The sequence below is a fragment of the Enterobacter sp. DSM 30060 genome, from assembly GCF_013375955.1.
Classification (GTDB): Bacteria; Pseudomonadota; Gammaproteobacteria; order Enterobacterales; family Enterobacteriaceae; genus Enterobacter; species Enterobacter intestinihominis.
This window is the reverse complement of record NZ_CP056118.1, coordinates 1,294,518-1,319,720: the sequence shown is the minus strand read 5'-3', so window position 1 is coordinate 1,319,720 and position 25,203 is coordinate 1,294,518. Positions and strand designations below refer to the sequence as shown.

Annotated in this window: 21 protein-coding genes; 7 read left to right on the top strand and 14 right to left on the bottom strand. The window is 56.6% G+C overall.

Annotation, left to right across the window (positions count from 1 at the left end; all coding sequences use genetic code 11):
* Positions 1–50: 50 nt before the first annotated feature.
* From gntT to gntX, 3 genes are all read right to left on the bottom strand, one after another.
* The gene (gene gntT, locus HWQ15_RS06355) at positions 51–1,367 is read right to left on the bottom strand and encodes a gluconate transporter (protein ID WP_022649637.1); all 1,317 of its coding nucleotides are present in this window, start codon (positions 1,365–1,367) and stop codon (positions 51–53) included.
* Positions 1,368–1,672: 305 nt separating this feature from the next.
* Positions 1,673–2,248: a Fe-S biogenesis protein NfuA gene (nfuA, locus tag HWQ15_RS06350; protein ID WP_003861601.1), complete on the bottom strand. Its 576-nt coding sequence runs from the start codon at positions 2,246–2,248 to the stop codon at positions 1,673–1,675.
* Positions 2,249–2,309: 61 nt separating this feature from the next.
* A complete protein-coding gene (gene gntX / locus HWQ15_RS06345; protein WP_023298787.1) occupies positions 2,310–2,990 on the bottom strand; it encodes a DNA utilization protein GntX in 681 nt (226 codons plus the stop codon).
* A gap of 36 nt (positions 2,991–3,026) precedes the next feature.
* On the opposite strand from gntX, the gene bioH reads away from it, so the two are divergent.
* Complete coding sequence (bioH, locus tag HWQ15_RS06340; RefSeq protein ID WP_045622171.1) at positions 3,027–3,809, top strand: pimeloyl-ACP methyl ester esterase BioH; 783 nt, start codon at positions 3,027–3,029, stop codon at positions 3,807–3,809.
* Here bioH and feoC read toward each other — a convergent pair.
* The 5 genes from feoC to greB all read right to left on the bottom strand — a co-directional run bounded on the left by feoC (position 3,784) and on the right by greB (position 9,836).
* Complete coding sequence (gene feoC, locus HWQ15_RS06335; RefSeq protein WP_015571443.1) at positions 3,784–4,020, bottom strand: [Fe-S]-dependent transcriptional repressor FeoC; 237 nt, start codon at positions 4,018–4,020, stop codon at positions 3,784–3,786. The genes bioH and feoC overlap by 26 nt on opposite strands.
* A gap of 11 nt (positions 4,021–4,031) precedes the next feature.
* Positions 4,032–6,350 (bottom strand): Fe(2+) transporter permease subunit FeoB, encoded by a 2,319-nt coding sequence (feoB, locus tag HWQ15_RS06330; RefSeq protein WP_058645894.1) that lies wholly within the window; start codon positions 6,348–6,350, stop codon positions 4,032–4,034.
* A 30-nt stretch (positions 6,351–6,380) separates the two neighbouring features.
* A complete protein-coding gene (gene feoA, locus HWQ15_RS06325; protein WP_022649633.1) occupies positions 6,381–6,608 on the bottom strand; it encodes a ferrous iron transporter A in 228 nt (75 codons plus the stop codon).
* Between the two features lie 336 nt (positions 6,609–6,944).
* On the bottom strand, positions 6,945–9,275 hold the full coding sequence (locus HWQ15_RS06320; protein WP_063149308.1) for a Tex family protein: 2,331 nt from the start codon (positions 9,273–9,275) through the stop codon (positions 6,945–6,947).
* Positions 9,276–9,362: 87 nt separating this feature from the next.
* A complete protein-coding gene (gene greB, locus HWQ15_RS06315; RefSeq protein WP_022649631.1) occupies positions 9,363–9,836 on the bottom strand; it encodes a transcription elongation factor GreB in 474 nt (157 codons plus the stop codon).
* 228 nt (positions 9,837–10,064) lie between these two features.
* On the opposite strand from greB, the gene ompR reads away from it, so the two are divergent.
* Together ompR and envZ are read left to right on the top strand one after the other, a co-directional pair.
* Positions 10,065–10,784 (top strand): two-component system response regulator OmpR, encoded by a 720-nt coding sequence (gene ompR, locus HWQ15_RS06310; RefSeq protein WP_001157751.1) that lies wholly within the window; start codon positions 10,065–10,067, stop codon positions 10,782–10,784.
* Positions 10,781–12,127 carry a two-component system sensor histidine kinase EnvZ gene (gene envZ / locus HWQ15_RS06305; RefSeq protein WP_003861615.1) on the top strand — a complete coding sequence of 449 codons (1,347 nt, stop codon included), beginning with the start codon at positions 10,781–10,783 and terminating at the stop codon, positions 12,125–12,127. Before ompR ends, envZ begins: the two co-directional genes overlap by 4 nt.
* 93 nt (positions 12,128–12,220) lie before the next feature.
* Here the strand turns inward: envZ and pckA are convergent, their stop codons facing one another.
* Positions 12,221–13,837, bottom strand: a complete 1,617-nt coding sequence (pckA, locus tag HWQ15_RS06300) for a phosphoenolpyruvate carboxykinase (ATP) (protein ID WP_046620356.1) — start codon at positions 13,835–13,837, stop codon at positions 12,221–12,223.
* A gap of 376 nt (positions 13,838–14,213) precedes the next feature.
* Here pckA and HWQ15_RS06295 point away from each other — a divergent pair, with 376 nt between their 5' ends.
* Positions 14,214–15,971 carry a DUF4153 domain-containing protein gene (locus HWQ15_RS06295; RefSeq protein WP_063149289.1) on the top strand — a complete coding sequence of 586 codons (1,758 nt, stop codon included), beginning with the start codon at positions 14,214–14,216 and terminating at the stop codon, positions 15,969–15,971.
* A gap of 122 nt (positions 15,972–16,093) precedes the next feature.
* On the opposite strand, the gene hslO is transcribed toward HWQ15_RS06295, so the two are convergent.
* The 4 genes from hslO to HWQ15_RS06275 all read right to left on the bottom strand — a co-directional run bounded on the left by hslO (position 16,094) and on the right by HWQ15_RS06275 (position 20,281).
* Entirely contained in the window at positions 16,094–16,978 is an 885-nt protein-coding gene (gene hslO / locus HWQ15_RS06290) for an Hsp33 family molecular chaperone HslO (RefSeq protein WP_006812239.1), read from the bottom strand.
* Positions 16,979–16,996: 18 nt separating this feature from the next.
* Complete coding sequence (hslR, locus tag HWQ15_RS06285) at positions 16,997–17,398, bottom strand: ribosome-associated heat shock protein Hsp15 (RefSeq protein WP_003861618.1); 402 nt, start codon at positions 17,396–17,398, stop codon at positions 16,997–16,999.
* Positions 17,395–18,078: a GMP/IMP nucleotidase gene (gene yrfG / locus HWQ15_RS06280; RefSeq protein ID WP_003861619.1), complete on the bottom strand. Its 684-nt coding sequence runs from the start codon at positions 18,076–18,078 to the stop codon at positions 17,395–17,397. The genes hslR and yrfG overlap by 4 nt, the downstream gene beginning before the upstream one ends.
* A gap of 64 nt (positions 18,079–18,142) precedes the next feature.
* Positions 18,143–20,281, bottom strand: a complete 2,139-nt coding sequence (locus tag HWQ15_RS06275) for an intracellular growth attenuator family protein (RefSeq protein WP_045621728.1) — start codon at positions 20,279–20,281, stop codon at positions 18,143–18,145.
* A 327-nt stretch (positions 20,282–20,608) separates the two neighbouring features.
* Here HWQ15_RS06275 and nudE point away from each other — a divergent pair, with 327 nt between their 5' ends.
* Complete coding sequence (gene nudE / locus HWQ15_RS06270) at positions 20,609–21,169, top strand: ADP compounds hydrolase NudE (protein ID WP_003861622.1); 561 nt, start codon at positions 20,609–20,611, stop codon at positions 21,167–21,169.
* A 93-nt stretch (positions 21,170–21,262) separates the two neighbouring features.
* Here nudE and mrcA read toward each other — a convergent pair whose 3' ends face one another.
* The gene (gene mrcA / locus HWQ15_RS06265; protein WP_045308980.1) at positions 21,263–23,815 is read right to left on the bottom strand and encodes a peptidoglycan glycosyltransferase/peptidoglycan DD-transpeptidase MrcA; all 2,553 of its coding nucleotides are present in this window, start codon (positions 23,813–23,815) and stop codon (positions 21,263–21,265) included.
* A 120-nt stretch (positions 23,816–23,935) separates the two neighbouring features.
* On the opposite strand from mrcA, the gene pilM reads away from it, so the two are divergent.
* Together pilM and HWQ15_RS06255 are read left to right on the top strand one after the other, a co-directional pair.
* Positions 23,936–24,709, top strand: coding sequence for a pilus assembly protein PilM (pilM, locus tag HWQ15_RS06260; protein WP_063149290.1), 774 nt, complete (start codon positions 23,936–23,938; stop codon positions 24,707–24,709).
* The gene (locus HWQ15_RS06255) at positions 24,709–25,203 is read left to right on the top strand and encodes a PilN domain-containing protein (RefSeq protein WP_022649625.1); all 495 of its coding nucleotides are present in this window, start codon (positions 24,709–24,711) and stop codon (positions 25,201–25,203) included. Before pilM ends, HWQ15_RS06255 begins: the two co-directional genes overlap by 1 nt.

The following is a 25,203-nucleotide window of genomic DNA, read 5'->3' as shown; positions in this document are numbered from 1 at the left end:
TCGTGCTCATGTAGGTCGGGTAAGGCGTAGCCGCCACCCGACTTAGGGCATCAGACCACCATATTCAACAGCAGCACCCCGACCAGACCGCACACCGAAATAATGGTTTCCAGCGCGGACCAGGACTTGATGGTTTCACCGATGGTCAGGTTGAAGTACTCCTTGAACAGCCAGAAGCCCGGATCGTTCACGTGGGAGAAAATCACGCTGCCCGAACCGACCGCGATAACCATCAGCTCAGGGCTTACGCCCGTGGTCGCAATCAGCGGCGCAACGATACCACCCGCGGTAATCGCCGCAACGGTTGCAGAGCCCAGCGCGATACGCAGCACCGCGGCAATAGACCATGCCATCAGGAGCGGCGATACGTTGGTTTCATGCATCATGGCAGCAATGTATTTATCCACGCCACTGTCGACCAGCACCTGCTTAAACGCGCCGCCACCGCCGATGATCAGCAGCATCATGGCAATGATTTTGATGGAAGAGGTCAGCGTGTCGTTGATCTGATCCATGGAACGACCACGGTTAAGACCGAAGGTGAACATGGCGATCAGGACCGCAATCAGTGTTGCCATCACCGGGTCGCCCAGGAACTCCGCAACGGACAGGAACGCGTGACCTTTCGGCAGAACCATCTCTGCTACGGCACGCATTGCCATCAGGATCACCGGCACCAGAGAGGTCCAGACGCTGACGCCAAAGCCAGGCATCTCTGCATCTGTGAAGGTTTTGGCGCTGTACAGGCCTTCCGGGATGGGCTTATCAATGCCTTTCAGGAAGCGCGCATAAACAGGACCGGCCAGGATAACCGTTGGGATCGCCAGAATCGTACCGAACAGCAGGGTTTTACCCATGTCGGCATGGAAGATGGTGGCGATAGCCGTTGGACCCGGATGCGGCGGCAGGAAGCCGTGGGTGACGGACAGCGCCGCAGCCATCGGCACGCCCACGAACAGCAGCGGGATGTTGGCGGCAGCGGCGATGGTGAACACCAGCGGCAGCATCAGGACGAAGCCCACTTCATAGAACAGTGCGAAACCGACGGTAAAACCGGTTAACACCACCGCCCACTGGATGTGCTGCTTGCCAAATTTATCGATAAGGGTAGTGGCAATACGCTGCGCGCCACCGCAGTCCGCGAGCATTTTACCGAGCATGGCGCCGAAGCCCATGATCAGCGCCAGGCTGCCGAGCGTACCGCCGACACCGGCTTTAATGGAGCTGATAACTTTAACCAGCGGCATTCCCTGCATCAGACCGACTGCAAGTGCCACCAGAACCAGAGCGATAAATCCGTTCATTTTGAAGCGGATCATCAAGAGCAGTAATAACACAACACCGATAGCGACGATGACTAATGGCATGATTGACCTGGCCTTTGAATTGTTATGGGTAACGTCATTGTTTCAACGACAAATTCCGGTTGTCCCAACTGGGAACAGAGTATTAACGGCACTCATACTGATGCCTGCGAAAACGATAAGTTTAGTCGGCTGTTATAAGGGTGTTGAGTGCCCATGGGAATGATACGGGTAACATGGCGTGATTGAGAATCACCCAGGGAGGCAAAATTTGAATTATGAGACGCAGGTCAACATATAGAGGGGGAGGCAAGAAAAAGCAGGCCCGGTAAGCGCAGCGCCACCGGGCAATACAGACGGGCACTGAATTAGTAGTAAGAGTGCTCGCCGCGCTGGTGTTCGGTCAGATCGCGCACGCCTTTCAGTTCCGGGAATTCGTTCAGCAGCTGCTTCTCGATCCCTTCTTTCAGGGTTACATCGACCATGGAGCAGCCGTTACAGCCGCCGCCGAATTGCAGGATCGCCAGACCATCTTCGGTGATTTCCATCAGGGAAACACGTCCACCGTGGCCGGCCAGCTGCGGGTTGATCTGCGATTGCAGCAGATATTCCACACGCTCCATCAGCGGGGCATCGTCAGAGACTTTACGCATCTTCGCGTTTGGCGCCTTCAGCGTCAGCTGAGAACCCAGCTGGTCGGTGACGAAATCAATCTCCGCATCTTCAAGATACGGCGCGCTCAGCTCATCAACGTATGCGGTGAGCTGTTCAAATTTAAGGGCAGTGTCAGTTGCTTCCACAGCATCCGGAGGACAATAAGAGACACCACATTCTGCATTCGGAGTGCCTGGATTGATCACAAACACGCGGATCTGCGTCCCTTCTTCCTGATTTGCCAGCAGTTTGGCAAAGTGCGCTTGTGCAGAATCGGAAATACGGATCATAGCTTTGGCCTAATAGTTGACTAAATTACCTGGGTATAATCATACGCCCATTGAAGAAGGGCTACAAGGTACGGCACAGACACCATACCTGAACTGACGCGGCGCCGCTTTGCAAAAGCAGTCGGGAAAGTTCAGCCACGGTACTGCCCGTGGTGACGACATCATCCACAATCGCGATATGGAGACCGTTGACCGGCAATTCAAGGCGAAAGGCGTTTTTCAGGTTTCTTTTGCGCGACCGGGCGTTGAGCCGGTGCTGAACGGCAGTGGCATGAATACGTTTCAGCGCAGAGGCGGGGTACCGGCAACCCAGCCAGCGGGCGAGCGGACGGCACAGCAGGTCGCTCTGATTGTATCCCCGCCGCCAGTGCCGACGCTGAAAGAGTGGCACGTTCACGAGCGTGTCGACCGACGGTAGCCCACGCGTTCTTCGCGCCTGCAATACCGCCAGTAATAACAGGCGTGCCAGTGGCTGCGCCAGCGCGAACTGGCTGGAAAACTTAAACTGATGAACCAGACGACTCAGCGGCAAAACGTAATCATCCACTGCCACCAGCGCGCTCCACGGCGGCGCTTTTTTCAGGCATCGACCACAGGGGAGCGTCTGGCTTACGGCAGGCAAGCCGCATTGCGGACAGCCCTTCAGGTAACCCAGCGCTCCCGTGCAAACGGAACAGACGCCCCACGCGCTCAGCGCAAGTGGCATTCGGCATAGCCAGCACAAGCCGGGCACTGTTAGCATACGCAATCTCCATGTGAAAAAAGAGAACGTTAACTGATGAAGACGCTGTGGTGGCAGACCGTTGGGACGGGAAATTGTCATCTTGTGCTGCTGCACGGATGGGGACTGAACGCCGAAGTGTGGCGTTGCATAAGTGAGGAACTGGCCTCGCAATTTACGGTACACCTGGTGGATCTGCCGGGGTATGGCCGTAGCCACGGCTACGGCGCGATGACGCTCGAGGACATGGCGGAGCAGGTTCTGGAAGCGGCGCCGCAAAAAGCCGTCTGGCTCGGCTGGAGCCTGGGCGGGCTGGTGGCAAGCCAGATTGCGCTGCGCCATCCTGAGCGGGTCCAGGCGCTGATCACCGTTGCCTCATCACCCTGTTTCAGCGCCCGCGAGGCGTGGCCGGGCATCAAACCTGAGGTGCTGGCCGGGTTCCAGCACCAGTTGAGCGAAGATTTCCAGCGGACGGTGGAGCGTTTCCTGGCGTTGCAGACGATGGGAACTGAAACCGCCCGTCAGGACGCGCGGATGCTGAAGCAGACGGTGCTTTCCCTGCCGATGCCGGAGGTTGAGGTGCTGAACGGTGGACTGGAGATCCTGAAAACGGCCGATCTGCGTGAGCCGCTGGCGTCACTGACGGTGCCGCATCTGCGTATTTATGGCTATCTGGATGGACTGGTCCCGCGCAAGGTTGTTCCGCTGCTGGATGCGCTGTGGCCGGAGAGTGAATCAATGGTGGTTGCCAAAGCGGCACATGCGCCGTTCATCTCTCATCCTGCTGAGTTTTGTTCAGCGCTGACCGGTTTTATCAGCGAAGCGTCCACCACTCCCTGAGGCAGGCTTTACCTTCCGGACAACTTTTACAACTGCCGGACAGACAACTGTCCGGCTCTTCCTGAATGCGCACGGCTTTCCCCATCGCCTCCAGCCTTTCCAGCATGGCATCGATCATCGGCTGCGGCGTATGCAGGCTGAGGCTGAGCTGCTTCGCCTCCATTCGTCCCTGTAACGCCAGTAAGTCACGGACCTGAATCAACGATGCCATCTTTTTTCCCCTCAGTGACAGTCGCCCGCAGGGCTACTACAGCAGGTCGTTGGGGTTTTGCGCGTTGCCAGCAGGTTAACGTCAACGCGGCTACGTGCCCGGCGCAGCAGGCCAATCACCATCACGTTAAACAGGATCACCGCGAGGATACAGACCAGGCTGTAGCGCGGATGCTGGCTGTAATTGACGGTTTGATAAAACACGGTCGCCAGCGAGTAGGCAATGTTCAGCCCCCACAGAATGGAGAAGCCCATCCAGCCGCGGCTGGACTCACGGGCAATGGCGCCCATGACCGAGATGCACGGAATATAGAGCAGGACGAAGATCAGGTAGCTGTAGGCCGCCGACGCGCTGCCAAATTTCTGGCCCATCACACCCATTGCTCCGGTCGCCATTACGCCGTCGCCTTTGCTGGCTTCAATCGGGTTCGCCAGCACGCTCAGGCTGAAGGTGTCTTTCAGGCTCTGCCAGGTCTCTTCTACTGCACCCAGAAGTTCGTCACCGAGGCTGAACTCTGCCGGGTTGAACTCCTCTTCCTGGATGTTTTCCGCGGTGTAGAGCGTGTTCAGGGTGCCGACAACCACCTCTTTTGCCATCGCGCCGGTGAACAGGCCCACGGTTGCCTGCCAGTTGTCTTCCTGTACGCCAATCGGTTTGAAGACCGGCGTAATGATCCGGCTGACGGAGGCAAGGGCAGAGTCATTAATGTTGTCCGCTGCCTGGCCGCTCAGGGTGAAGCTGTTCAGGGCGCTCAGGAAAATGCTGACCACTACAATCACCTTACCGGCGCGCAGAACAAAGCCCTTCAGGCGCTGCCAGGTTTGAATAATCAGGCTTTTCAGATGCGGAACGTGATAAACCGGCAGTTCCATCACGAACGGCGACGCTTCGCCACGCATGATGGTGTGCTTCAACATCAGGCCGGTGAGAATAGCCATCACGATACCCAGCACATACAGGGAGAAGACGGCCAGCGCCCCTTCCTGACCAAAGAACGCCGCGGCAAAGACCGCGAAGATCGCCAGACGTGCGCCGCAGGACATGAACGGCGCCATCATGATGGTCATCAGGCGTTCGCGCGGTGCGTCCAGCGTACGCGCGCCCATGACTGACGGCACGTTACAGCCAAAACCGACAATCAGCGGCACGAAGGATTTCCCCGGCAGCCCCAGCGCCTGCATCAGGCGGTCCATCACGAAGGCGGCGCGTGCCATGTAACCGGAATCTTCAAGGAAGGAGAGGAACAGGTACATCATGCCGATCTGCGGCACCAGCGGCAGGACGGTGTTGATCCCGCCGCCGATCCCCTGCGCAAGGAAGATGGTCAACCATTCCGGGAAGTGGAGGGTGTAGCCCAGCCACTGAATACCGTGCACGAAGATAGCGACAGAGCCGCCATCAAAGATGGGTTGTAATGCACCGCCGATGTTTATAGCGAGCAGGAACATTACGTACATCACCAGTAAAAAGATTGGCAAACCGAGGAAGCGGTTGAGCACAATCTTATCCACGGCGGCGGTGAAGCGGCTGGGTTCAGCGGTTAATGCATTACTGACCACGTCACAGATAGCGGCGATGGCCTGATAGCGCGCATCCGCAATATGCAGGGCCGGGTCGTCGAGCTCGTCGCTCAGGCGAGCCTGTGCAACGCTCAGTTTATCCGCCGCATCGCCTGCGTAGGCGCGGCTGTAGATATCGCCTTCCAGCATTTGCAAGCCAAGCCACAGGCGCTGTCTGGCGGGCATGGCGTTGTCCATCTCCTGCGCCAGCTGCCCGGCCTCGCGCAGCAGCGGCTGGGCGTAGTGCACCAGTTCGACGTCGGCATTGCCCGTGTGGCGGTCAATTGCCAGCTTCAGGGCGTCAATGCCGCGCGCGCGGGTAGAAACCAGCGGGACCACCGGGCAGCCCAGACGGGCGGAGAGGGCGTCGACGTCGATGCGCAGCTTTTGCTTCTCGGCGATGTCGAGCATGTTAAGCGCTACGATGCAGGGGATCCCCAGCTCCAGCAGCTGTAGCGTGAGGTACAGATTTCGTTCGAGATTGGAGGCATCCACCACATTGATGAGCAGATCCGCGTCGCCGCTCAGAATATAGTGGCAGGCAATTTGCTCATCGAGAGAGGTCTGAGATGAAATTGTGGTGAGTGAATAGGTCCCCGGTAAATCAACCAGCGTGACCTGATTATCTGTCGTGGTGAACAGGCCTTCTTTGCGTTCAACCGTTACGCCTGCCCAATTTCCCACACGCTGGCGTGCGCCGGTTAACTGATTAAATAAGGTTGTCTTGCCGGAATTAGGATTGCCAATTAAGCCAATAGTTAATTTTTTCATTGTTTTAGACTCACTGAAACCGCTGGCTTGTTAACGGGATAAAGATTCAACTTCAATTAATGCGAGGTCTTTTTTACGCAGAACCAGATTAACGCGTCGGGTTTCGATATGAACAGGATCGCCCAACGGCGCCACGCGCACCACCTGGAATGATGAGCCGGGTAGCATGCCCAGTGACAGTAGCTTCTGCCGATAGGCCGGGCTTATCTCACGGGTAAAACCGATAATTTTCCACGCACTTTCTGGAGTGAATTGCATAGCGCCTGATTCCACGAGAGGTTAAATAATCAACACTGCGATGATAATGAGAATAGTTTTTATCAGCAATAATAAAAATGTGACGGGATGTTGTTAATCGTATTAATTTGCGGTCTGCTTGACCTTGCTCAATATTTGCGGGAATACCCGGGAAGGAATAAAAAGCGTATTTGTTAATGGAGTGATAAATAGCGGTTTAAATATGGATATGCAATCGGTTTCATATTTTACGATATAATTTTTCCCCTCACCCCGGCCCTCTCCCCAAAAGGGCGAGGGTGTTCAAGTTCCCTCTCCCCTTTGGGGAGAGGGTTAGGGTGAGGGGCATTTACAGGATTAGCGTTTCTTACCCATCGCCGCTGCCAGAGCATCCATCATCGCGCTGTTGCCTGCTGGCTGTGCGTCACGTCCGCGTGGCTTCGCGGCTTTCGCTGCCGGACGCTGCTGTTCACGGCCACCGCCATTACCGCCACGGCGCGCGTTAGTGTCGCCCGGCTGCTCGTCCAGACGCATGGTCAGGGCGATACGCTTACGCTGAAGATCCACTTCCAGCACTTTCACCTTCACGATGTCGCCCGCTTTGACCACGGTGTGCGGATCTTCAACGAACTTGTCGGCGAGGGAAGAGATATGCACCAGACCGTCCTGATGCACGCCGATATCCACAAACGCGCCAAAGTTGGTGACGTTGGTTACCGCCCCTTCCAGCACCATGCCCGGCAGCAGGTCGTTCATGGTTTCCACGCCGTCAGCAAAGGTCGCGGTTTTAAACTCAGGACGCGGATCGCGGCCCGGTTTTTCCAGCTCTTTGATGATGTCAGTGACCGTCGGCACGCCGAACTGTTCGTCGGTAAAATCCACCGCTTTCAGGTTACGCAGCGCGCTGCTGTCGCCCATCAGGTCTTTCAGCGCCTGCTGGGTGGCGGCCAGGATACGCTCGACAACCGGATAGGCTTCCGGGTGAACGGTAGAGGCATCCAGCGGGTTATCGCCGTGGTTGATGCGCAGGAAGCCCGCGCACTGCTCAAAAGCTTTCGGCCCCAGACGGCTCACCTTCAGCAGCTGCTGGCGGTTCTGGAACTGACCGTTCTCATCACGCCAGGCGACGATATTCTGCGCCATCATACGGGTCAGGCCTGCTACGCGGGTCAGCAGCGGAACGGAAGCGGTGTTCAGGTCCACGCCGACGGCGTTAACGCAGTCTTCCACCACCGCATCCAGCTTGCGCGCCAGTTGCGTCTGGCTCACGTCGTGCTGATACTGGCCCACGCCGATGGATTTCGGGTCAATTTTCACCAGCTCCGCCAGCGGATCCTGCAAACGACGGGCGATAGAGACCGCACCGCGCAGGGAAACGTCCAGTTCCGGGAACTCCTGCGCTGCCAGCTCAGAGGCGGAATAGACAGATGCCCCCGCTTCGCTGACGATCACTTTCTGCGCCGTCACTTTCGGGAACTGCTTCTGCACGTCGAGATAGAAACGTTCGGTTTCGCGGGACGCCGTACCGTTACCGATGGCAACCAGCTCAACGTTGTACTTCTCGCACAGCGCGGCGACCACGACAGCCGCTTTCGCTGCCTGACCGGTGTGCGGGTAAATGGTGTCGGTGGCAACCAGCTTGCCGGTGCCGTCAACCACGGCCACCTTCACGCCGGTGCGCAGACCCGGATCGAGACCCATGGTGGCGCGCAGGCCAGCCGGCGCAGCCATCAGCAGGTCGTGCAGGTTACGGGCGAAGACGTTGATCGCTTCGTCTTCGGCGCGCTCGCGCACGGTGCCCATCAGCTCGGTTTCGAGGTGCATGAGCACCTTGATGCGCCAGGTCCAGCTCACCACGCCTTTGCGCCAGCTGTCCGCCGGGGCGTTGTTCAGGCGCAGACCGAGGTGATCCATAATGATCTGCTCACAGTGGCTCTCTTTAGGCGGCTCGTCAAACTGCGGATCGGCATTCAGGGAGAGCTGCAGCACGCCTTCGTTACGACCGCGGAACATCGCCAGCGCGCGGTGAGACGGCGCGGTAGAAATGGGTTCGTGGTGATCGAAGTAGTCGCGGAATTTCGCGCCTTCGTCCTCTTTGCCGGACACCACGGTGGAGACGATATCGGCGTTCTTCCACAGGTAATCACGCACTTTGGCCAGCAGCGCCGCGTCTTCGGCGAAGCGCTCCATCAGAATGTAGCGAGCGCCGTCCAGCGCGGCTTTGGTGTCCGCTACGCCTTTTTCGGCGTCGATAAATCTGGCGGCTTCGGTTTCCGGATCGTGAGACGGCTCGTTCCACAGCAGGTCGGCCAGCGGCTCAAGGCCGGCTTCGATCGCAATCTGCCCGCGCGTGCGGCGCTTCGGTTTGTACGGCAGATAGAGATCTTCAAGTTCGGTTTTGCTCAGGGTACCGTTAATGGCTTTTTCCAGGTCACTGGTCAGCTTGCCCTGCTCGCCGATAGATTTGAGGATCGCCTGACGTCGGTCTTCCAGCTCGCGCAGATAGCCCAGACGGGTCTCAAGGTTACGCAGCTGCGTGTCATCCAGACCGCCGGTGACTTCTTTACGATAACGTGCAATAAACGGCACGGTGTTCCCTTCATCAAGCAGACGAACGGCAGCTTCTACCTGTTCGGCTCTGGCCTGAATATCACCCGCAATAATGCGGCAGAGCGACTCTTTCATCATGGTCAGTTCATCTTGTGGATCGAAAATCAGGGGGATAGTTATACGGGCTGACACCAAAAAATGCCAGCCGGGGAGGGCGCTCTCGGACTATTTAACATACTCGATTTCGTTGACGTACCAGCTTGCTTCACCCGCGGGCGTCTGGACAACGGCTAAATCGCCCACCTCTTTTTTCAGCAGGGCGCGGGCCATGGGTGAATCGATAGAAATGTAATCCTTACGACCGAAAATTTCATCATAGCCGACGATACGAAAACGCAGGGTGTCGCCGTTGTCGTTTTCAATTTCGACCCACGCGCCGAAAAACACTTTACCTTCCTGCTGCGGGGAGTAATCGACAATTTTGAGATTCTCGAGGCACTTCGTCAGGTAGCGTACCCGGCGATCGATTTCGCGCAGTCGCTTTTTATTGTACTGATAGTCCGCATTCTCGCTGCGGTCGCCCAGACTTGCGGCCCAGGTGACTTTTTTGGTCACTTCCGGACGCTCTTCGCGCCACAGGTAATCCATCTCTTTTTTGAGTTTCTCGTACCCTTCGCGGGTGATCAGAGGCGTTTTCATGGTGCTGCCTTTAATGCCGGTTAACTGTCTTTGCGCACAATACGTAGCGCACAGTGTAACAGACAAGATTAATAATGATTTATGTGATGAAATGAACAGATAAGCTGCTGTTAAATATGCTTTGTAACAATTTCGTCTAGAATTTATACCAGAATTTGCTGGTCGAACCCGTGCACTTTTTTAGAATACGCTGTTCCAGGCTTATCCGAACCTTTGGGAGTACACACAATGCAAGAGAACTACAAAATTCTGGTCGTAGATGACGACATGCGCCTGCGTGCGCTGCTGGAACGTTATCTGACCGAGCAGGGCTTCCAGGTTCGTAGCGTCGCGAACGCGGAACAGATGGATCGTCTGCTGACGCGTGAATCCTTCCACCTGATGGTGTTGGACCTGATGCTGCCTGGCGAAGATGGGCTCTCTATTTGCCGTCGTCTGCGTAGCCAGAGCAACCCGATGCCAATCATCATGGTGACGGCGAAGGGTGAAGAAGTTGACCGTATCGTCGGCCTTGAGATTGGCGCTGATGACTACATTCCTAAGCCGTTCAACCCGCGTGAACTGCTGGCGCGTATTCGCGCCGTGCTGCGTCGTCAGGCGAACGAGCTGCCGGGCGCGCCGTCTCAGGAAGAGGCCGTCATTGCATTCGGTAAGTTCAAGCTGAACCTCGGCACCCGTGAAATGTTCCGTGAAGATGAGCCAATGCCGCTCACCAGCGGCGAGTTTGCGGTACTGAAAGCGCTGGTCAGCCACCCGCGTGAACCGCTTTCACGTGACAAGCTGATGAACCTGGCGCGCGGCCGTGAATACTCCGCAATGGAACGTTCTATCGACGTGCAGATCTCTCGTCTGCGCCGCATGGTGGAAGAAGATCCGGCGCATCCTCGTTATATTCAGACCGTGTGGGGTCTGGGCTACGTGTTTGTCCCGGACGGCTCTAAAGCATGAGGCGAATGCGCTTCTCGCCGCGAAGTTCGTTTGCCCGCACGCTGTTATTGATCGTCACCCTGCTGTTTGTCAGCCTGGTGACGACCTACCTGGTGGTGCTGAACTTTGCGATCCTGCCGAGCCTTCAGCAGTTTAATAAGGTGCTGGCATACGAAGTGCGTATGCTGATGACCGACAAACTGCAACTGGAGGACGGCACGCAGTTGGTTGTTCCCCCGGCATTCCGTCGGGAAATCTACCGTGAGTTGGGCATTTCTCTCTACTCGAACGAAGCGGCGGAAGATGCCGGCCTGCGCTGGGCGCAGCACTATGAATTCCTTAGCCAGCAGATGGCGCAGCAGCTTGGCGGCCCGACGGAAGTGCGCGTTGAGGTCAATAAAAGCTCGCCGGTTGTCTGGCTGAAAACCTGGCTGTCACCCAACATCTGGGTGCGTGTTCCGCTCACCGAGATTCATCAGGGCGACTTCTCACCGCTGTTCCGATACACCCTGGCGATCATGCTGCTGGCTATCGGCGGCGCATGGCTGTTTATTCGTATCCAGAACCGACCGCTGGTCGACCTGGAGCATGCGGCATTGCAGGTTGGTAAAGGTATTATCCCACCGCCGCTGCGCGAGTATGGCGCATCGGAAGTGCGCTCGGTAACGCGTGCTTTTAACCACATGGCGGCAGGCGTTAAACAGCTGGCTGACGACCGTACGCTGCTGATGGCGGGGGTTAGCCATGACCTTCGCACCCCGCTGACACGTATCCGGCTGGCAACAGAGATGATGGGCGAGCAGGATGGTTATCTTGCAGAGTCCATCAACAAGGATATCGAAGAGTGTAACGCCATCATCGAGCAGTTTATCGACTACCTGCGTACCGGGCAGGAGATGCCGATGGAGATGGCGGATCTGAACGCGGTTCTGGGCGAAGTTGTTGCTGCCGAAAGCGGCTACGAACGTGAAATTGCGACCGACCTTCAGGCGGGTGAGATTCAGGTACGTATGCACCCGCTCTCCATAAAACGCGCGGTGGCGAATATGGTGGTCAACGCGGCGCGCTACGGCAACGGTTGGATCAAAGTCAGCAGCGGTACGGAACTCAACCGCGCCTGGTTCCAGGTGGAAGACGATGGCCCGGGCATCAAGCCTGAGCAGCGTAAGCACCTGTTCCAGCCGTTTGTGCGCGGCGACAGCGCGCGCAGCACCAGCGGAACCGGCTTAGGCCTGGCGATTGTGCAGCGTATTGTTGATAACCATAACGGACTGCTGGAAATTGGCACCAGCGAACGGGGGGGTTTGAGCATTCGCGCATGGTTACCGGTGCCGGTTTTACGGGGGCAGGTGAAAGAGAGTTAAAAAAGGGTGGGGCCTGATGCCCTCACCCCGGCCCTCTCCCACGGGGAGAGGGAGAAAACATTAAAAAAGGCAACTTTCGTTGCCTTTTTGCTTTTACCTTGGTCCCGCACTCACCAGCGCAGCACCCGCCGGGGTGTCGGTATACTTCTCGAAGTTTTCGATAAACAGTTTCGCCAGCGATTCTGCCTTCTCACGCCACTGTTCCGGTGAACCGTAGGTGTTACGCGGATCGAGGATACGCGTATCCACGCCAGGCAGCTCTGTTGGGATCGCCAGATTGAACATCGGCAGCGTAAAGGTCTCGGCGTTATCCAATGAACCATCCAGAATCGCGTCGATGATGGCGCGGGTATCTTTGATGGAGATACGCTTGCCGGTACCGTTCCAGCCGGTGTTCACCAGATAGGCCTGGGCGCCGGACGCCTGCATGCGTTTCACCAGCACTTCCGCATACTGCGTTGGGTGTAGCGACAGGAACGCTGCGCCGAAGCAGGCGGAGAAGGTTGGGGTTGGCTCGGTCACACCGCGCTCGGTACCCGCCAGCTTAGCGGTAAAGCCGGAGAGGAAATGGTACTGCGTCTGGCTGGCGGTCAGGCGGGAAACCGGTGGCAGCACGCCGAACGCATCCGCGGTCAGAAAAATCACCTTCGTGGCGTGGCCCGCCTTCGACACCGGCTTCACGATGTTGTCGATGTGGTAAATCGGGTAAGACACGCGGGTGTTTTCGGTTTTGGACGCATCGTCGAAGTCGACAGAGCCATCGGCACGCACGGTGACGTTTTCCAGCAGCGCATCGCGGCGAATCGCGTGGTAGATATCCGGCTCTGCCTCTTCAGACAGGCGAATGGTTTTCGCGTAGCAGCCGCCTTCAAAGTTAAACACACCGTCGTCGTCCCAGCCGTGCTCGTCGTCGCCAATCAGACGACGTTTTGGATCGGTGGACAGCGTCGTTTTACCGGTGCCGGAAAGGCCGAAGAACACCGCCACGTCACCTTTTTCACCGACGTTCGCCGAGCAGTGCATGGAGGCGATACCGCGCAGCGGCAGCAGGTAGTTCATGACCGAGAACATCCCTTTCTTCATTTCGCCGCCGTACCAGGTACCGCCGATCAGCTGGATACGCTCGGTCAGGTTGAAGGCGATGAAGTTTTCGGAGTTCAGACCCTGCTCTTTCCACTGCGGGTTGGTGCATTTCGCGCCGTTCATCACGATAAAGTCAGGGGTGAAGTTTTGCAGTTCTTCATCGGTCGGACGAATGAACATGTTCTTCACGAAATGCGCCTGCCAGGCCACTTCAGTGATAAACCGAACGGAGAGACGGGTGTCGGCGTTAGCGCCGCAGAAAGCATCGACGATGAACAGACGCTTGCCGGAAAGCTGATGGGTGACGAGCCCTTTCAGATGCTGCCAGGTTTCAGGAGAGAGCGGTTTGTTATCGTTCTTCCCTTTGCCTTTATCGGCCCACCACAGCGTATCGCGGGTGGTATCATCTCGGACGATGTATTTATCTTTCGGCGAACGGCCGGTAAAAATACCGGTATCGACGGCGATAGCACCAAGATTCGTCAACACACCTCGCTCGTATCCTTCCAGTGCCGGATTGAGCTCTTCCTGATACAGCGTATCGTAATCGGGGTTGTAGACCACTTCCTGGACGTCGTGAATACCATAAGCCTTGAGATCTTGCGGGGTTAAACCATTAACACGCATATCACTGCTCCTTAGCCAATATGTACTGCCTGAAATTGTAGGGTTTTTCTGGGGATGTTAACCGCGACGGGGCTCATAGATTTACGTATCTGGTCAAAACCCTTACTAACGGAAAACGCTGCGACTCCAGTCACAGGGCGGGCAGATTATCGCAGGAATCGCTTTTTGGTTGGGGAAAATGTTCTTAAAAGGTTAATCTCTGGTGAATTTATCCAGAAGAATGTGAATGTAATCGCATACATGAAAGAAAATTACGTAAGAGTTACATTGGGAAAACGATTCAGGTCTCTTGGGCCAGCTATTTTCAGAGTTTGAGGTGGGGGCCAGAGTTTTGCCTTGATGAGACAATAGTTTTTTCATGAACAAGGGATGAGAAATGGAAAACCGTGAGACGTTATCTCCTTCAACGCGCGTAGCCGTCGTGCTAGCGGGGGCTCTACAGGGCGTAATTTGCTATGTAATTACGTGGTATATCGAGTACGCAAAATTGCCATCGGATACGCTGTGGCTGATGTGTGTAGTACCTGCCACCGTGGTAATGACAACCACGTTGTCTCTTGCCATGACGTCATTCAGAAAGCCATTTTTGTGGCTGTCACTCGGGATGATCGGCGCGGCAGTCGCGGGTATGGGCGGCTGGTTTAAGTGGAGCGTTGCAGGACTCGAAAGCTGGAATCTCAGAGATGAGATGCTCGTTTTCGGCTTTCATCTGCTGCTGATGACGCTGTTCGTGTTGCCATGGCTTCAGCGGCGTCTGGATCCCGTCCCGACTACCTCGTTCTACAGTGACTTTTATCAACGAAACTGGCATAACGCGCTGACACTTCTCATTATTTTTGTTTCGAATGGTCTCTTCTGGCTGGTGCTTTTCCTCTGGGCCGAGCTTTTCGAACTTATCGGCATCGGCTTTTTTGATCGGCTTTTCTTTCATTCTGACGGGTTTATTTCAGTGGCGATTGGCGTGGTTTCAGCCAGTGCGGCCGTGCTCACGCGCATGCAGGTAAGGTTAATCCTTGCCCTGCAAAATCTGCTGACCCTCATCGCCACCGGTCTGCTTCCCCTGATGGCGGCGCTGGCGCTGCTCTTTATTGGCGCGTTGCCTTTTGTCGGCTTTGAATCCATTTCAGCCAGAATATCCGCCGCGGGCTTGCTGACCACCTTAGCGCTGCTGCTGTTATTCCTGGTGACGATAGTGTGGCATCCACAGCGTCAAACGCTGCCTTACTATGCCCCGCTGCGAGGGATGATTCGCCTTGCTGTGGCTATCGTACCCGCGTATCCGGTTCTGGCGGGGTGGGCGCTGTGGCTACGCATTTCGCAATACGGCTGGTCACCCGAGCGTCTGTACGGGGTATTGATAACCATCGTGGCGCTGGTCTGGGCGGTCGGTTTTTGCGCCAGCGTTCTGATTCAGCGCCGTGAGCCGCAGAAGATCCATGCGTACGTCATCCCGACGACCGGGCTGCTTTCCCTCATCTTCCTGGCGTTGATCCATACCCCCGTGCTGGATCCGTGGCGAATAAGCGTTGCAAGCCATATGGCCCGCTATCAGGACGGCAGAATAACTGCGGATCAAGTCAGCCTGTATATGCTCAGTAACGCTGGACGAAAGGGGCGGGAGGCGATGCTCACGCTGCAAAACGATCCGCAGTTTATCTCTAATCCAAAACGCCAGCGTGAAATAAATGGTCTTCTCTCCAGGAACGCTGGCGGAGCAGGTAAGATGACCGCCGCGATGCTGGAAAAACAGGTCCAGCTCGCACCGGGAATGGCTCGTCCTGATAAGGCATTGTGGCAAGCCATGCTCAGCAATCAGTATCGCTTTGAGAGCTGCGATAGCGCCCAGAGTAACTGTTTACTCATGCCGCTGGATCTTAACGGCGACGGCAAGCCTGAAGCCGTGCTATTTCAATTTACCGATCGCACGATCGTGGCTTACACACAAACCAACACGGGCTGGAGGATCGCCGGGGACGCGTGGAAAATGCCGGAGGCATTGACCAGAGAAGAACTTGACCGCGCATTAAGGCAGAGGAAAGTGAAATCTGTCGTGAAGCCCTGGGCGGATATTGAGATTTTTGGGGAGCGTGTCGATATGAGCTACGACAGTTACAATAATGCGCAGCGGCGTTAGTGCTCTTTCTTGCCGGGTGGCGCTACGCTTACCCGGCCTACAATTAGCAATCATATCAAAAAATTGCACAATTCATTGTAGGCCCGTGCAAGCGTAGCGCCGCCGGGCAACAGGCTCAGAGCTTAGTGAACCTGCGGATCCGCCGGAGAGGCGTTATTGCGGATCTCCGCGATATCCATCGAATTGAACACGTAGTGCGTACCGCAGTAGTCACAGTGCATATCGATTTCACCGTCTTCCGCCATGATGCTGTCGATCTCTTCATCCGGCAGCGTTTTCAGGGCGCCAGCACAACGCTCGCGGGAGCAGGTGCACTTAAATTCCACCGCCTGCGGATCGTAAACCGTCACTTCTTCTTCGTGGTAGAGACGCCACAGCACGTCGGTCGCCGACAGGGTGAACAGCTCTTCCGCTTTGATGGTTTCCGTCAGCGTTGCCAGATGTTCGAAATCATTGGTCTGCGCATCCTGCGCAGGCAGAACCTGAAGCAGCATACCGCCGGCAGCAGGCTGACCATCCACTTCACCGGTGCGGATGAACAGACGGGTTGGCAGCTGTTCGGAACGCATGAAATAATCTTCCAGGCAGGCGGCAAGCGTATCGCCTTCCAGACCGACAACGCCCTGATAGCGTTCCCCCTCTTCAGGCGAAATCGTGATGACCAGGTAGCCGTTACCGACCAGCGTTTTCAGATCCGCATTTTCAGGGATATCGCCCTGAACGCGCGCCACGCCGCGCATCTGCTGCTGGTTATTGCCGTTGATCACCGCCAGCGACATTGGGCCATCGCCCTGCAACTGGACGGTAATATCGCCAGCAAACTTCAGCGTGGCGGTCAGCAGGCTGGTGGCAACCAGCAGTTCGCCCAACAGGGTTTTTACCGGCAGCGGGTAGTTGTGGTTTTCCAGAATCTGTTTCCAGGTTTCGGATACGGTGACCAGCTCGCCGCGCACGGCGAATTGTTCAAACAGATAGCGGTGTAATTGGTCGTGTTGGGCCATTTTCATCTCTCATGCAGGTGAGGGTTACTCGCTCTCACCGTGTTTAAATTTCATCAGATCGCGGCGCTCTTTTTTATCCGGTCGCCGGTCCGGGTGAGGCATAGTCAGCGCGTTCATTTTGCGCGCCAGCGCGGTTTTCTCGCGCTTCTCTATGCTTTCGGCCGTCTCTTCATACAGCAAAACGGCTTCGGTTGCGGGCCGCCGCTGTTCGGTAATGGCTTTCACCACCACCGTTTTCTCATCGTTGCCCTGGCGAAGCGTTAACGTGGCATTCAGTTCAACCAGCTTGCTCGGTTTGCTGCGCTGACCGTTGTAATGCACCTTTCCGCCGTCAACCATTTCTCGGGCAAGGGCGCGCGTTTTGTAAAAACGGGCGGCCCACAGCCATTTATCCAGTCTTACCCCATCAGAGGGTTTTTCTTTCATGGCGTCTCCTTCACGGTGAGTGAGGGGATCATCCGGCGATAGTCGTTCAGCCCCGGATGTCGCAGATAGCTTTTTTCAGCCAGGCCGGAATCAGGATTGGTCACGCCCAGACAATAGCGAATGCCAAATGCGGCCGCAGAATCCAGAATCGGCTCGCTGTCGTCAATGAACAGCGTGCGTTCCGGCTGTAAACCGGTCTCTTCCACCACGGCATGCCACAACCGCTGATCCTCTTTCGGATAACCAAATGTGTGGGTGGAAAGCAATAAATCAAGGTGCGAAGCAAGACCGGTATGTTCCAGCTTCACGGCCAGGTTATGGGGATGCGCATTTGTCAGCAAAATACGGCGCTTACCGCAGGCTTTCAGCGCGTCCAGGAACGGGACCGTATCTTCGCGCAGAACGGCGCGTGCGCCCTGGGCGGTGGTCATGGCGCAAATATCCAGACCGAGTCGCTCGCTCCAGTAGTCAAGACAGTACCAGTTTAGCGTATGCTGCACCGCGCTATATTGCGAACGAATGAATTCCTGCGCTTCCGCCGGGGAGATCCCCTGCTGTTCACCGTACGTTTCCGGAACCAGCTTTTGCCAGAAATAGTTATCAAAGGCGAGATCAAGCAGCGTGCCGTCCATATCAAGCAGGACGGTATCGACCGCCTGCCAGTCGATATTAAGATGCATAAGGGGGAACTCCAGCCAGAAGAAACGTGCGCGACAGGGTAGCACAACTTGTCGCGCAGAGACGTTATCCGATCAGGCTCTCAGAAGAGGAGATCAGTTTCGGGTTTAGGCAATTTTCGTAGTAGGCCTGGATTTCTGCCAGTCGCGTGCGGGAGCGCTGATAGCGGCGTACGGCCTGATAACCGTTCCAGATAATACACGCCAGCATCGCAATCAGCAGCAGGGATGTCCCTACATAGCGCCACAGGCCAGCGCTATCCGGCATACGGTGCAGGCCAATATGACGCGTGCCGTTGGCATCGGTAAAGAGGGTGGTGACGATCCCTTCCGCGCTGAATGGCGTCTGCATCAGCATCTGCGCCAGACGCTGGAATTCGCTCCACTGCTCCTGGGCAGGATAGTCATACAGCGAAACCTGCGGATAGGGTTGATCCACCAGGTCGCTGCCTTCATCGCTGGCAATCACAAAACCACCCGGCGCCGGACTGTTAAGCGCCTGGGCGGCACGGGTGGTTTCACGCATCACGAAGGGGGCGGTAGAGGTCGCCACCAGGTTATCCAGCGACTCGGCGCTGACCGGACGCAAAAGCACATTCACACCATCGAGGCGTCCCGCTTCGGCGCGTTTCACCAGCGCGTCCCAGTCTTTGCTGTTGCCGAGGTTGACCAGCGCGTTCTTCAGCCGGATACAGTCATCCTGAGCTGAGCAGAGATCTTCTGTTTTCAGGACGATTTCGCCAAAGTCATCCAGCAGCACCATGCCGGACTTCTGAATGGCCGAACGCAGGGCAGGGCTGACGCGAGAATCATCATCCGGTTTTGGATGGAGCTGGCGATTAATCGTCTGGGTGAGCGCGGTGGCCTTATTGACCACATCCGATTCCGGAAGCGGCAGCGGAGAGGCGTCATTCCAGATGATCTGAGAGCAGTCGAACGGCGCGAACGGCGAGTTCTGGCGCGTGTTCCAGGCGCCCGGTGAGTGGATATTACACATCCCGGTGCCTTTCAGCCGCAACGTATCCCCCACGCGTACACCCGCTTCTTCGAGCTGCTGTACGCTGGTGGCTTCCACGGTTTGCGCCCCTTTGATCCATGACAGGGTAAATTTAATCGGCATATCCAGCGGCACGAAAAGCAGCAGCATGAGGAAGATTAACGCGGCGCCACCGGCAATCACCGCGCTGCGAAGCCAGTGCTGAAGCGGGAAGTTTTTTACTTCGTCGTGCAGGGATAAGTAACGTCCCTGGCGTACAACGTGGCGGTCGAGATAGATATCAATATCCGTTTTGTGGCCCAGGTCCTGCGCAATCCACGGCTGCCAGTGGCGCGGATAGATAAGATCGATGATCCCGAGCGAGATATTGTTGATATGTTCCTGATCGTTCTCGCCGAACAGTCCCCAGCGTTTTGGGGTTCCGCGCAGGCAGTGAATTTCGCGTAATGACGTTTTTGCCGGCGGGGCAAATATGCCCCACAGCCCGGCGGCCAGAAGCAGTACTGCGCCACCCGCGAGCCACGGAACAAACACGTCCGGCGTCAGCAGGCAGATGAAAAAGAGCAGGAACGAGACGACAATCAGCACCGCTTCGCGAATGCCATCCGGGCGGCTCAGGACGTACTCTTCATGCGTTTCCTGGCGGATGTTGAGCAGTTCAATCTGCTCTGTCTCTTCACCACGAATAGAGGCCTGCGTTCCGCTTGCGCGTTCCAGCGCAAAGCGTGGCGCTTCCTGAACATATTCGCTCAGAGTATGACCATTAAGGGAGATAACCAGCGGCAGCGTATCGGTATGGATGAGCTCGACGCTGTTTTCGTCGTTGATATACTGCTCCCAGAAGGGAGGCAGGTGCACTTCAACAGAGTCGAGATAGTAACGCCATTTGTTGGGATCGTCGGTTGTGATGCCGTAGCGGGTAATAGAGCGCGTTACGCACAGAACGGTGTCGCTTTGGGCGTTCAGGTTGAGCGATACGGGGGCGGTGCTGGCGCCGGTAGGGCCAGGCGAAAGCCGGGATCGGTTCAGCGTGTCGAGATACTGCTCAACGGTGCTGCGTTCCTCTGGCGAAAGCTTGCGCGTGTTTGCCCCGGCAAACGCGTTCAAAAAGGGCAGCCGATAACGGCGATGTACGCGGCGCCTGAATACCCACACCGCAATCGACGCGCAGGCCAGCACAGCAGCGAGAAAAATCAAAATGGTGCTCATGCTTTCCCCATCTTACTTATCTTCTTACAGGTGTTGTCAGTCGCACCTTTTGTACAATGAATGAGATTCTGTGGTCGGCTATCGGCAAGTATGGAGTCTAACTTGAGCATGTTGACGCGCATCCCAGTGACCGGTAATGATAACAAAGCCTGTTCCGGCGCGATATCAGCAAATTCCTGGAAACTTTTCAACCTCTTGACATTTGTTTTGAAATGAGAATTGCCTACAGTTACGTTGCATAAATGTAAATAAAGAGCAATTGACATTGCCGAAACCGTGCGGCGTATCGCACAATAAAGCCAGTTCACCCAGCAAAGACCCGTCAAGATGACCAAACCCTTACAAAAGCCCACCATTCTGAATGTTGAAACCGTCGCAAAATCGCGTCTGTTTAATGTTGAAAGTGTGGATCTGGAGTTCAGCAACGGTGTGCGTCGTGTTTATGAGCGTATGCGCCCCTCCTCGCGTGAAGCGGTGATGATAGTGCCTATCGTCGACGAGCACCTGATCCTCATTCGTGAATACGCCGTGGGCACAGAATCCTACGAGCTGGGCTTCTCCAAAGGACTGATCGATCCGGGCGAAACGGTGTTTGAAGCGGCAAACCGGGAGCTGAAAGAAGAGGTCGGCTTTGGCGCGAAAGAGCTGACGTTCCTGAAAAAGCTGAGCATGGCGCCGTCCTATTTCTCCAGCAAAATGAACATTGTTGTCGCGGAAGATCTCTATCCTGAATCGCTGGAAGGAGACGAGCCGGAACCGCTGCCGCAGGTTCGCTGGCCGCTGGCTCATCTGATGGATTTGCTGGAAGATCCTGACTTTAACGAGGCACGCAACGTGAGCGCACTGTTCCTGGTGCGGGAGTGGCTGAAGGGGCAGGGGCGTTTGTAGCGCCACCATTAAAAACGGCAACCGAAGGTTGCCGTTTTGCATTACGCTGTAGGCCGGGTCAGGCGTCGCCACCGCCCGGCTTTTTTGTTGGCGTCAGAAGAGCTCGTGCGTTTCGCCGTTATCAATGATTTCGGTACCCACCTCATGCACCGCCTGCGTGGTTGGCTGCGTACCCTCGATGAAATACTCGGCACGGCTGTTGCCGCCATTCGCGAGCTGTCCGGTGCTGCGGTCAATATTGATCGTGACAATGCCCGGCGGAGGCGTTAGCGGCTGCTCCGGCACGCCCTCGAGAGCGGCCTTCATGTAAGCATCCCAGGCCGGTTGCGCACTCTTAGCCCCGCCCTCGTAACCGGAAATCTGATCTTTAATCGCGCCAGAAGCGGTTGTGCGCCCCAGAGTGCGGCGGTGATCGTCAAAACCAATCCAGACCGAGGTGACAACGCCCGGGCCATAACCTGAGAACCAGGCATCTTTTGAGCTGTTGGTTGTGCCTGTTTTGCCGCCGATGTCGCGGCGCTGCAAATCGCGGCCCGCTCGCCAGCCGGTGCCTTGCCAGCCCGGTTCGCCAAAGATGTTGGTGTTCAGCGCGCTCTTAATCAGGAACGACAGCGGCGTGCTGATCACGTGTGGAGCATACTCCTGCGCGCCACTCTGGGCGACCAGCGCCTGATTGGCCTGTTCCAGCTGAGGCTGCGGCACCGCCAGATTCTGACGTTCCTGAGAGATGGCAACATCTTCCATATCCTTGTTTTCAAGGACATTGGATTTTGGCGTGTCGCCGTAAATCACCGGAATATCGCATTCAGGGCAGGCAATTTTCGGCTTCGCTTCAAACAGTACGCCGCCCTGATCGTTCTCGATTTTGCTGATGAAATACGGATCGACCAGGAAGCCGCCGTTTGCCATTACCGAGTAGCCACGTGCGACCTGGAGCGGCGTGAAGGACGCGGAGCCGAGCGCCAAAGATTCGGTATGAACGATGTTTTGCGCCGGGAAGCCGAAGCGTTGCAGATACTCTGCCGCATAATCAACGCCCATCGCACGCATCGCGCGAACCATGACCACGTTCTTCGACTGGCCAAGGCCCTGACGCAGACGGATAGGGCCAGCGTATTGCGCCGGAGAGTTCTTCGGCTGCCAGTCAGAGCCCGCACCGGCATCCCATCGGGAGATTGGCACGTCGTTGAGAATGCTGGCGAGCGTTAGCCCCTTGTCCATCGCCGCGGTATACAGGAACGGTTTGATGTTCGAACCGACCTGACGCAGCGCCTGGGTTGCGCGGTTAAATTTGCTCTGGTTGAAATCGAACCCGCCAACCAGCGCCATCACGGCACCGTTCTGCGGATTGATGGAGACCAGGGCAGAGTTGACGTCCGGCACCTGTGCCAGCCACCAGGCATCGCCTACCTGACGCACCCAGATTTGTTGTCCGGTTTGTACCACATCCGTCACTTTACGTGGAGTAGGCCCCTGAAGGGTGTCAGAACGGTACGGACGCGCCCAGCGGATACCCTCCATACGCAGCGAAACGGATGTACCATCGGCCATCATCGCCACCGCTTCCTGCGGATCGGCCTGGGTGACCACCGCCGGACGCAGCGGGCCATAGGTCGGCAGCGCTTTCAGGGAATCAGTGATTTTTTTGCTGTCCCATGCGCCTTCGCCCACTCTCCACAGCACGTTGGACGGGCCGCGATAGCCGTGACGCATATCGTAATCCATCACGTTATTACGCACCGCCTGCTGGGCAGCCTGCTGCACCTTGCGGGTCACGGTGGTATAAACGCGATAGCCGTCTTCATATGCTTTGTCGCCGTAGCGGCGCACCATCTCCTGGCGAACCATTTCCGTCAGATACGGCGATGAGAAAGCAATTTCCGGTGCATGGTAATTGGCATCAATCACATCGCTGCGTGCCCGATCGTACTCATCCTGGCTGATGTAGCCTTCGCTCAACATACGCGATAGCACAACGTTACGGCGCGCGGTGGCGCGGTCCAGCGAGTAGAGCGGGTTAAACGTTGATGGCGCTTTTGGCAGGCCGGCAATGGTCGCCATTTCGCTCAGCGTGAGCTGATCGATCGACTTACCGAAATAGACCTGAGCCGCAGCCCCTACACCATAGGCGCGGTAGCCCAGATAGATCTTGTTGAGGTAAAGCTCAAGGATCTCGTCTTTGCTCAGCAGTTGCTCAATGCGGATCGCGAGGAACACTTCTTTGATCTTACGTATCAGCGTCTTTTCCGGGCTGAGGAAGAAGTTACGCGCCAGCTGCTGGGTAATGGTACTTGCCCCCTGAGAGGCATGACCGGAGAACAGCGCCACGCTTGCCGCACGGAAAATACCGACCGGATCGACACCGTGGTGCTCGTAAAAACGGCTGTCCTCGGTGGCGATAAAAGCCTTCACCATCACGGGTGGAATTTGATTTAAGGTCAGTGGGATACGACGTTTCTCGCCGTATTGCGCCATCAGTTCACCATCGGCGCTATAGACCTGCATAGGGATCTGAAGCCGCACATCACGAAGTGTGGCGACATCAGGGAGTTGCGGCTCGACATATTTGTACAAACCAATAATCGAGCCTGCTCCCAGCAGAATGCAACAGACTGCAAGGATCAATAAATACTTTACGAACTTCACCGGAGATTTCCCATTTGGTTTAGCCTGGGCAGTTTCTAAACAATCGCGCGGTAGTATAAAGGCAAGCCTGATTCATTGATATAGCCGTCACTCCGACGGGCGATAAGGAGATCGTGAAGCATGGCTTTTAAAACGTGGCAAACAGGCGTTCATATTCAACAGGATAAGGTGATTGCCGTGGCGCTGACCAGAGAGCGGGCCGGCTGGCGTTTACGGCGCTGGTGGGCGGTGCCGCTGTCGGACGGGGTTATGGGTGAAGGCAAAATACTTAAGCCAGAACAACTGGTTAACGCATTACGTGGCTGGCGGAAAACATTGCCGCACTCGCATCGGGTATTTCTCTCATTTCCGGCAACGCGCGTTCTGCAACGCGCGTTGCCCCGTCCATCCGTTAACTTGCGTGACAGCGAACAGCTCACCTGGGTAGGCGCCGCATTAGCGCGTGAGCTGGAGATGCCTCCCGATACGCTCTGCTTTGACTACGCGCAGGATACGTTCAGCAACACTTTTCAGGTTACCGCCGCGCAAAACAGAGAGGTCGATACCCTGTTGTCGCTGGCGAAAGCGCTGCGTTTGCGCCTGGCCGCAATCGTCCCGGATGCCGGCGCGCTGGCTAATCTTCTCTCTGCTGTTGCCCCCGTCCGGTGCGTAGCCTGGAGGGATAAAGACCAGTGGCTGTGGGCGATGCGTCACCAGTGGGGGCGGCGCTACACCACAGAAGCGGCGACGGTGAATGAGCTGGCGGCGTTGCTTGCGCTTTCTCCTTCTGATATCGCCGTGTTTGATGCTGCCCGCGATCCGTGGGAAGCGGTGACGCTGTGTCAGCCGCCGTTGCCAGAATGTGGTGCTAATTACACCGTCGCCCTGGCGCTGGCCATGAGCGAGGCGCCGTAATGAGCATGCCCAATCTTTTACCCTGGCGTCGGCAGCAACGTAATCAGCGCCTGCGTTTTTGGGGGCTGCTGTTTACCGCCTCATTGTTGGTGATGCTGGCGGGAGGCGTCAGCCTTCGGGCGACGCAGACTCTCGCGTCACAGGCGTTGCAGAGCGATCTGGCGGGAACGCGTGCGGTGCAGAAGGTATTGAAAGCCCGTCAGCCGCAGTCTGCGGGGCTGGAACCCCCTTCGCAGCCGCCTGAGACGGTGGCATGGCAACCCGCGCTTGAATCCCTTGCCAGTGCAATGCCCCGGCAGGCGTGGCTGACGGCGCTGCGTTATCAGCCACCCTCGCTGATCCTGACGGGCTATACCACCTCACTCCCGACGCTCTCCGCCATGACCGATGCGCTGAAAAGGGTGACGGGGTTTAACCCCGGACCGGCAGGCGAACTGCAACAGGATAGCCAGGGGCGATGGATGTTCTCTTTTCAACTGCATAGCCGGAGGTAG

Coding starts and splice junctions, on each gene's coding strand:
- gntT (WP_022649637.1), bottom strand. CDS start 1,367: ATGCCATTAGTCATCGTCGCTATCGGTGTTGTGTTATTACTGCTCTTG.
- nfuA (WP_003861601.1), bottom strand. CDS start 2,248: ATGATCCGTATTTCCGATTCTGCACAAGCGCACTTTGCCAAACTGCTG.
- gntX (WP_023298787.1), bottom strand. CDS start 2,990: ATGCTAACAGTGCCCGGCTTGTGCTGGCTATGCCGAATGCCACTTGCG.
- bioH (WP_045622171.1), top strand. CDS start 3,027: ATGAAGACGCTGTGGTGGCAGACCGTTGGGACGGGAAATTGTCATCTT.
- feoC (WP_015571443.1), bottom strand. CDS start 4,020: ATGGCATCGTTGATTCAGGTCCGTGACTTACTGGCGTTACAGGGACGA.
- feoB (WP_058645894.1), bottom strand. CDS start 6,350: ATGAAAAAATTAACTATTGGCTTAATTGGCAATCCTAATTCCGGCAAG.
- feoA (WP_022649633.1), bottom strand. CDS start 6,608: ATGCAATTCACTCCAGAAAGTGCGTGGAAAATTATCGGTTTTACCCGT.
- HWQ15_RS06320 (WP_063149308.1), bottom strand. CDS start 9,275: ATGATGAAAGAGTCGCTCTGCCGCATTATTGCGGGTGATATTCAGGCC.
- greB (WP_022649631.1), bottom strand. CDS start 9,836: ATGAAAACGCCTCTGATCACCCGCGAAGGGTACGAGAAACTCAAAAAA.
- ompR (WP_001157751.1), top strand. CDS start 10,065: ATGCAAGAGAACTACAAAATTCTGGTCGTAGATGACGACATGCGCCTG.
- envZ (WP_003861615.1), top strand. CDS start 10,781: ATGAGGCGAATGCGCTTCTCGCCGCGAAGTTCGTTTGCCCGCACGCTG.
- pckA (WP_046620356.1), bottom strand. CDS start 13,837: ATGCGTGTTAATGGTTTAACCCCGCAAGATCTCAAGGCTTATGGTATT.
- HWQ15_RS06295 (WP_063149289.1), top strand. CDS start 14,214: ATGGAAAACCGTGAGACGTTATCTCCTTCAACGCGCGTAGCCGTCGTG.
- hslO (WP_006812239.1), bottom strand. CDS start 16,978: ATGAAAATGGCCCAACACGACCAATTACACCGCTATCTGTTTGAACAA.
- hslR (WP_003861618.1), bottom strand. CDS start 17,398: ATGAAAGAAAAACCCTCTGATGGGGTAAGACTGGATAAATGGCTGTGG.
- yrfG (WP_003861619.1), bottom strand. CDS start 18,078: ATGCATCTTAATATCGACTGGCAGGCGGTCGATACCGTCCTGCTTGAT.
- HWQ15_RS06275 (WP_045621728.1), bottom strand. CDS start 20,281: ATGAGCACCATTTTGATTTTTCTCGCTGCTGTGCTGGCCTGCGCGTCG.
- nudE (WP_003861622.1), top strand. CDS start 20,609: ATGACCAAACCCTTACAAAAGCCCACCATTCTGAATGTTGAAACCGTC.
- pilM (WP_063149290.1), top strand. CDS start 23,936: ATGGCTTTTAAAACGTGGCAAACAGGCGTTCATATTCAACAGGATAAG.
- HWQ15_RS06255 (WP_022649625.1), top strand. CDS start 24,709: ATGAGCATGCCCAATCTTTTACCCTGGCGTCGGCAGCAACGTAATCAG.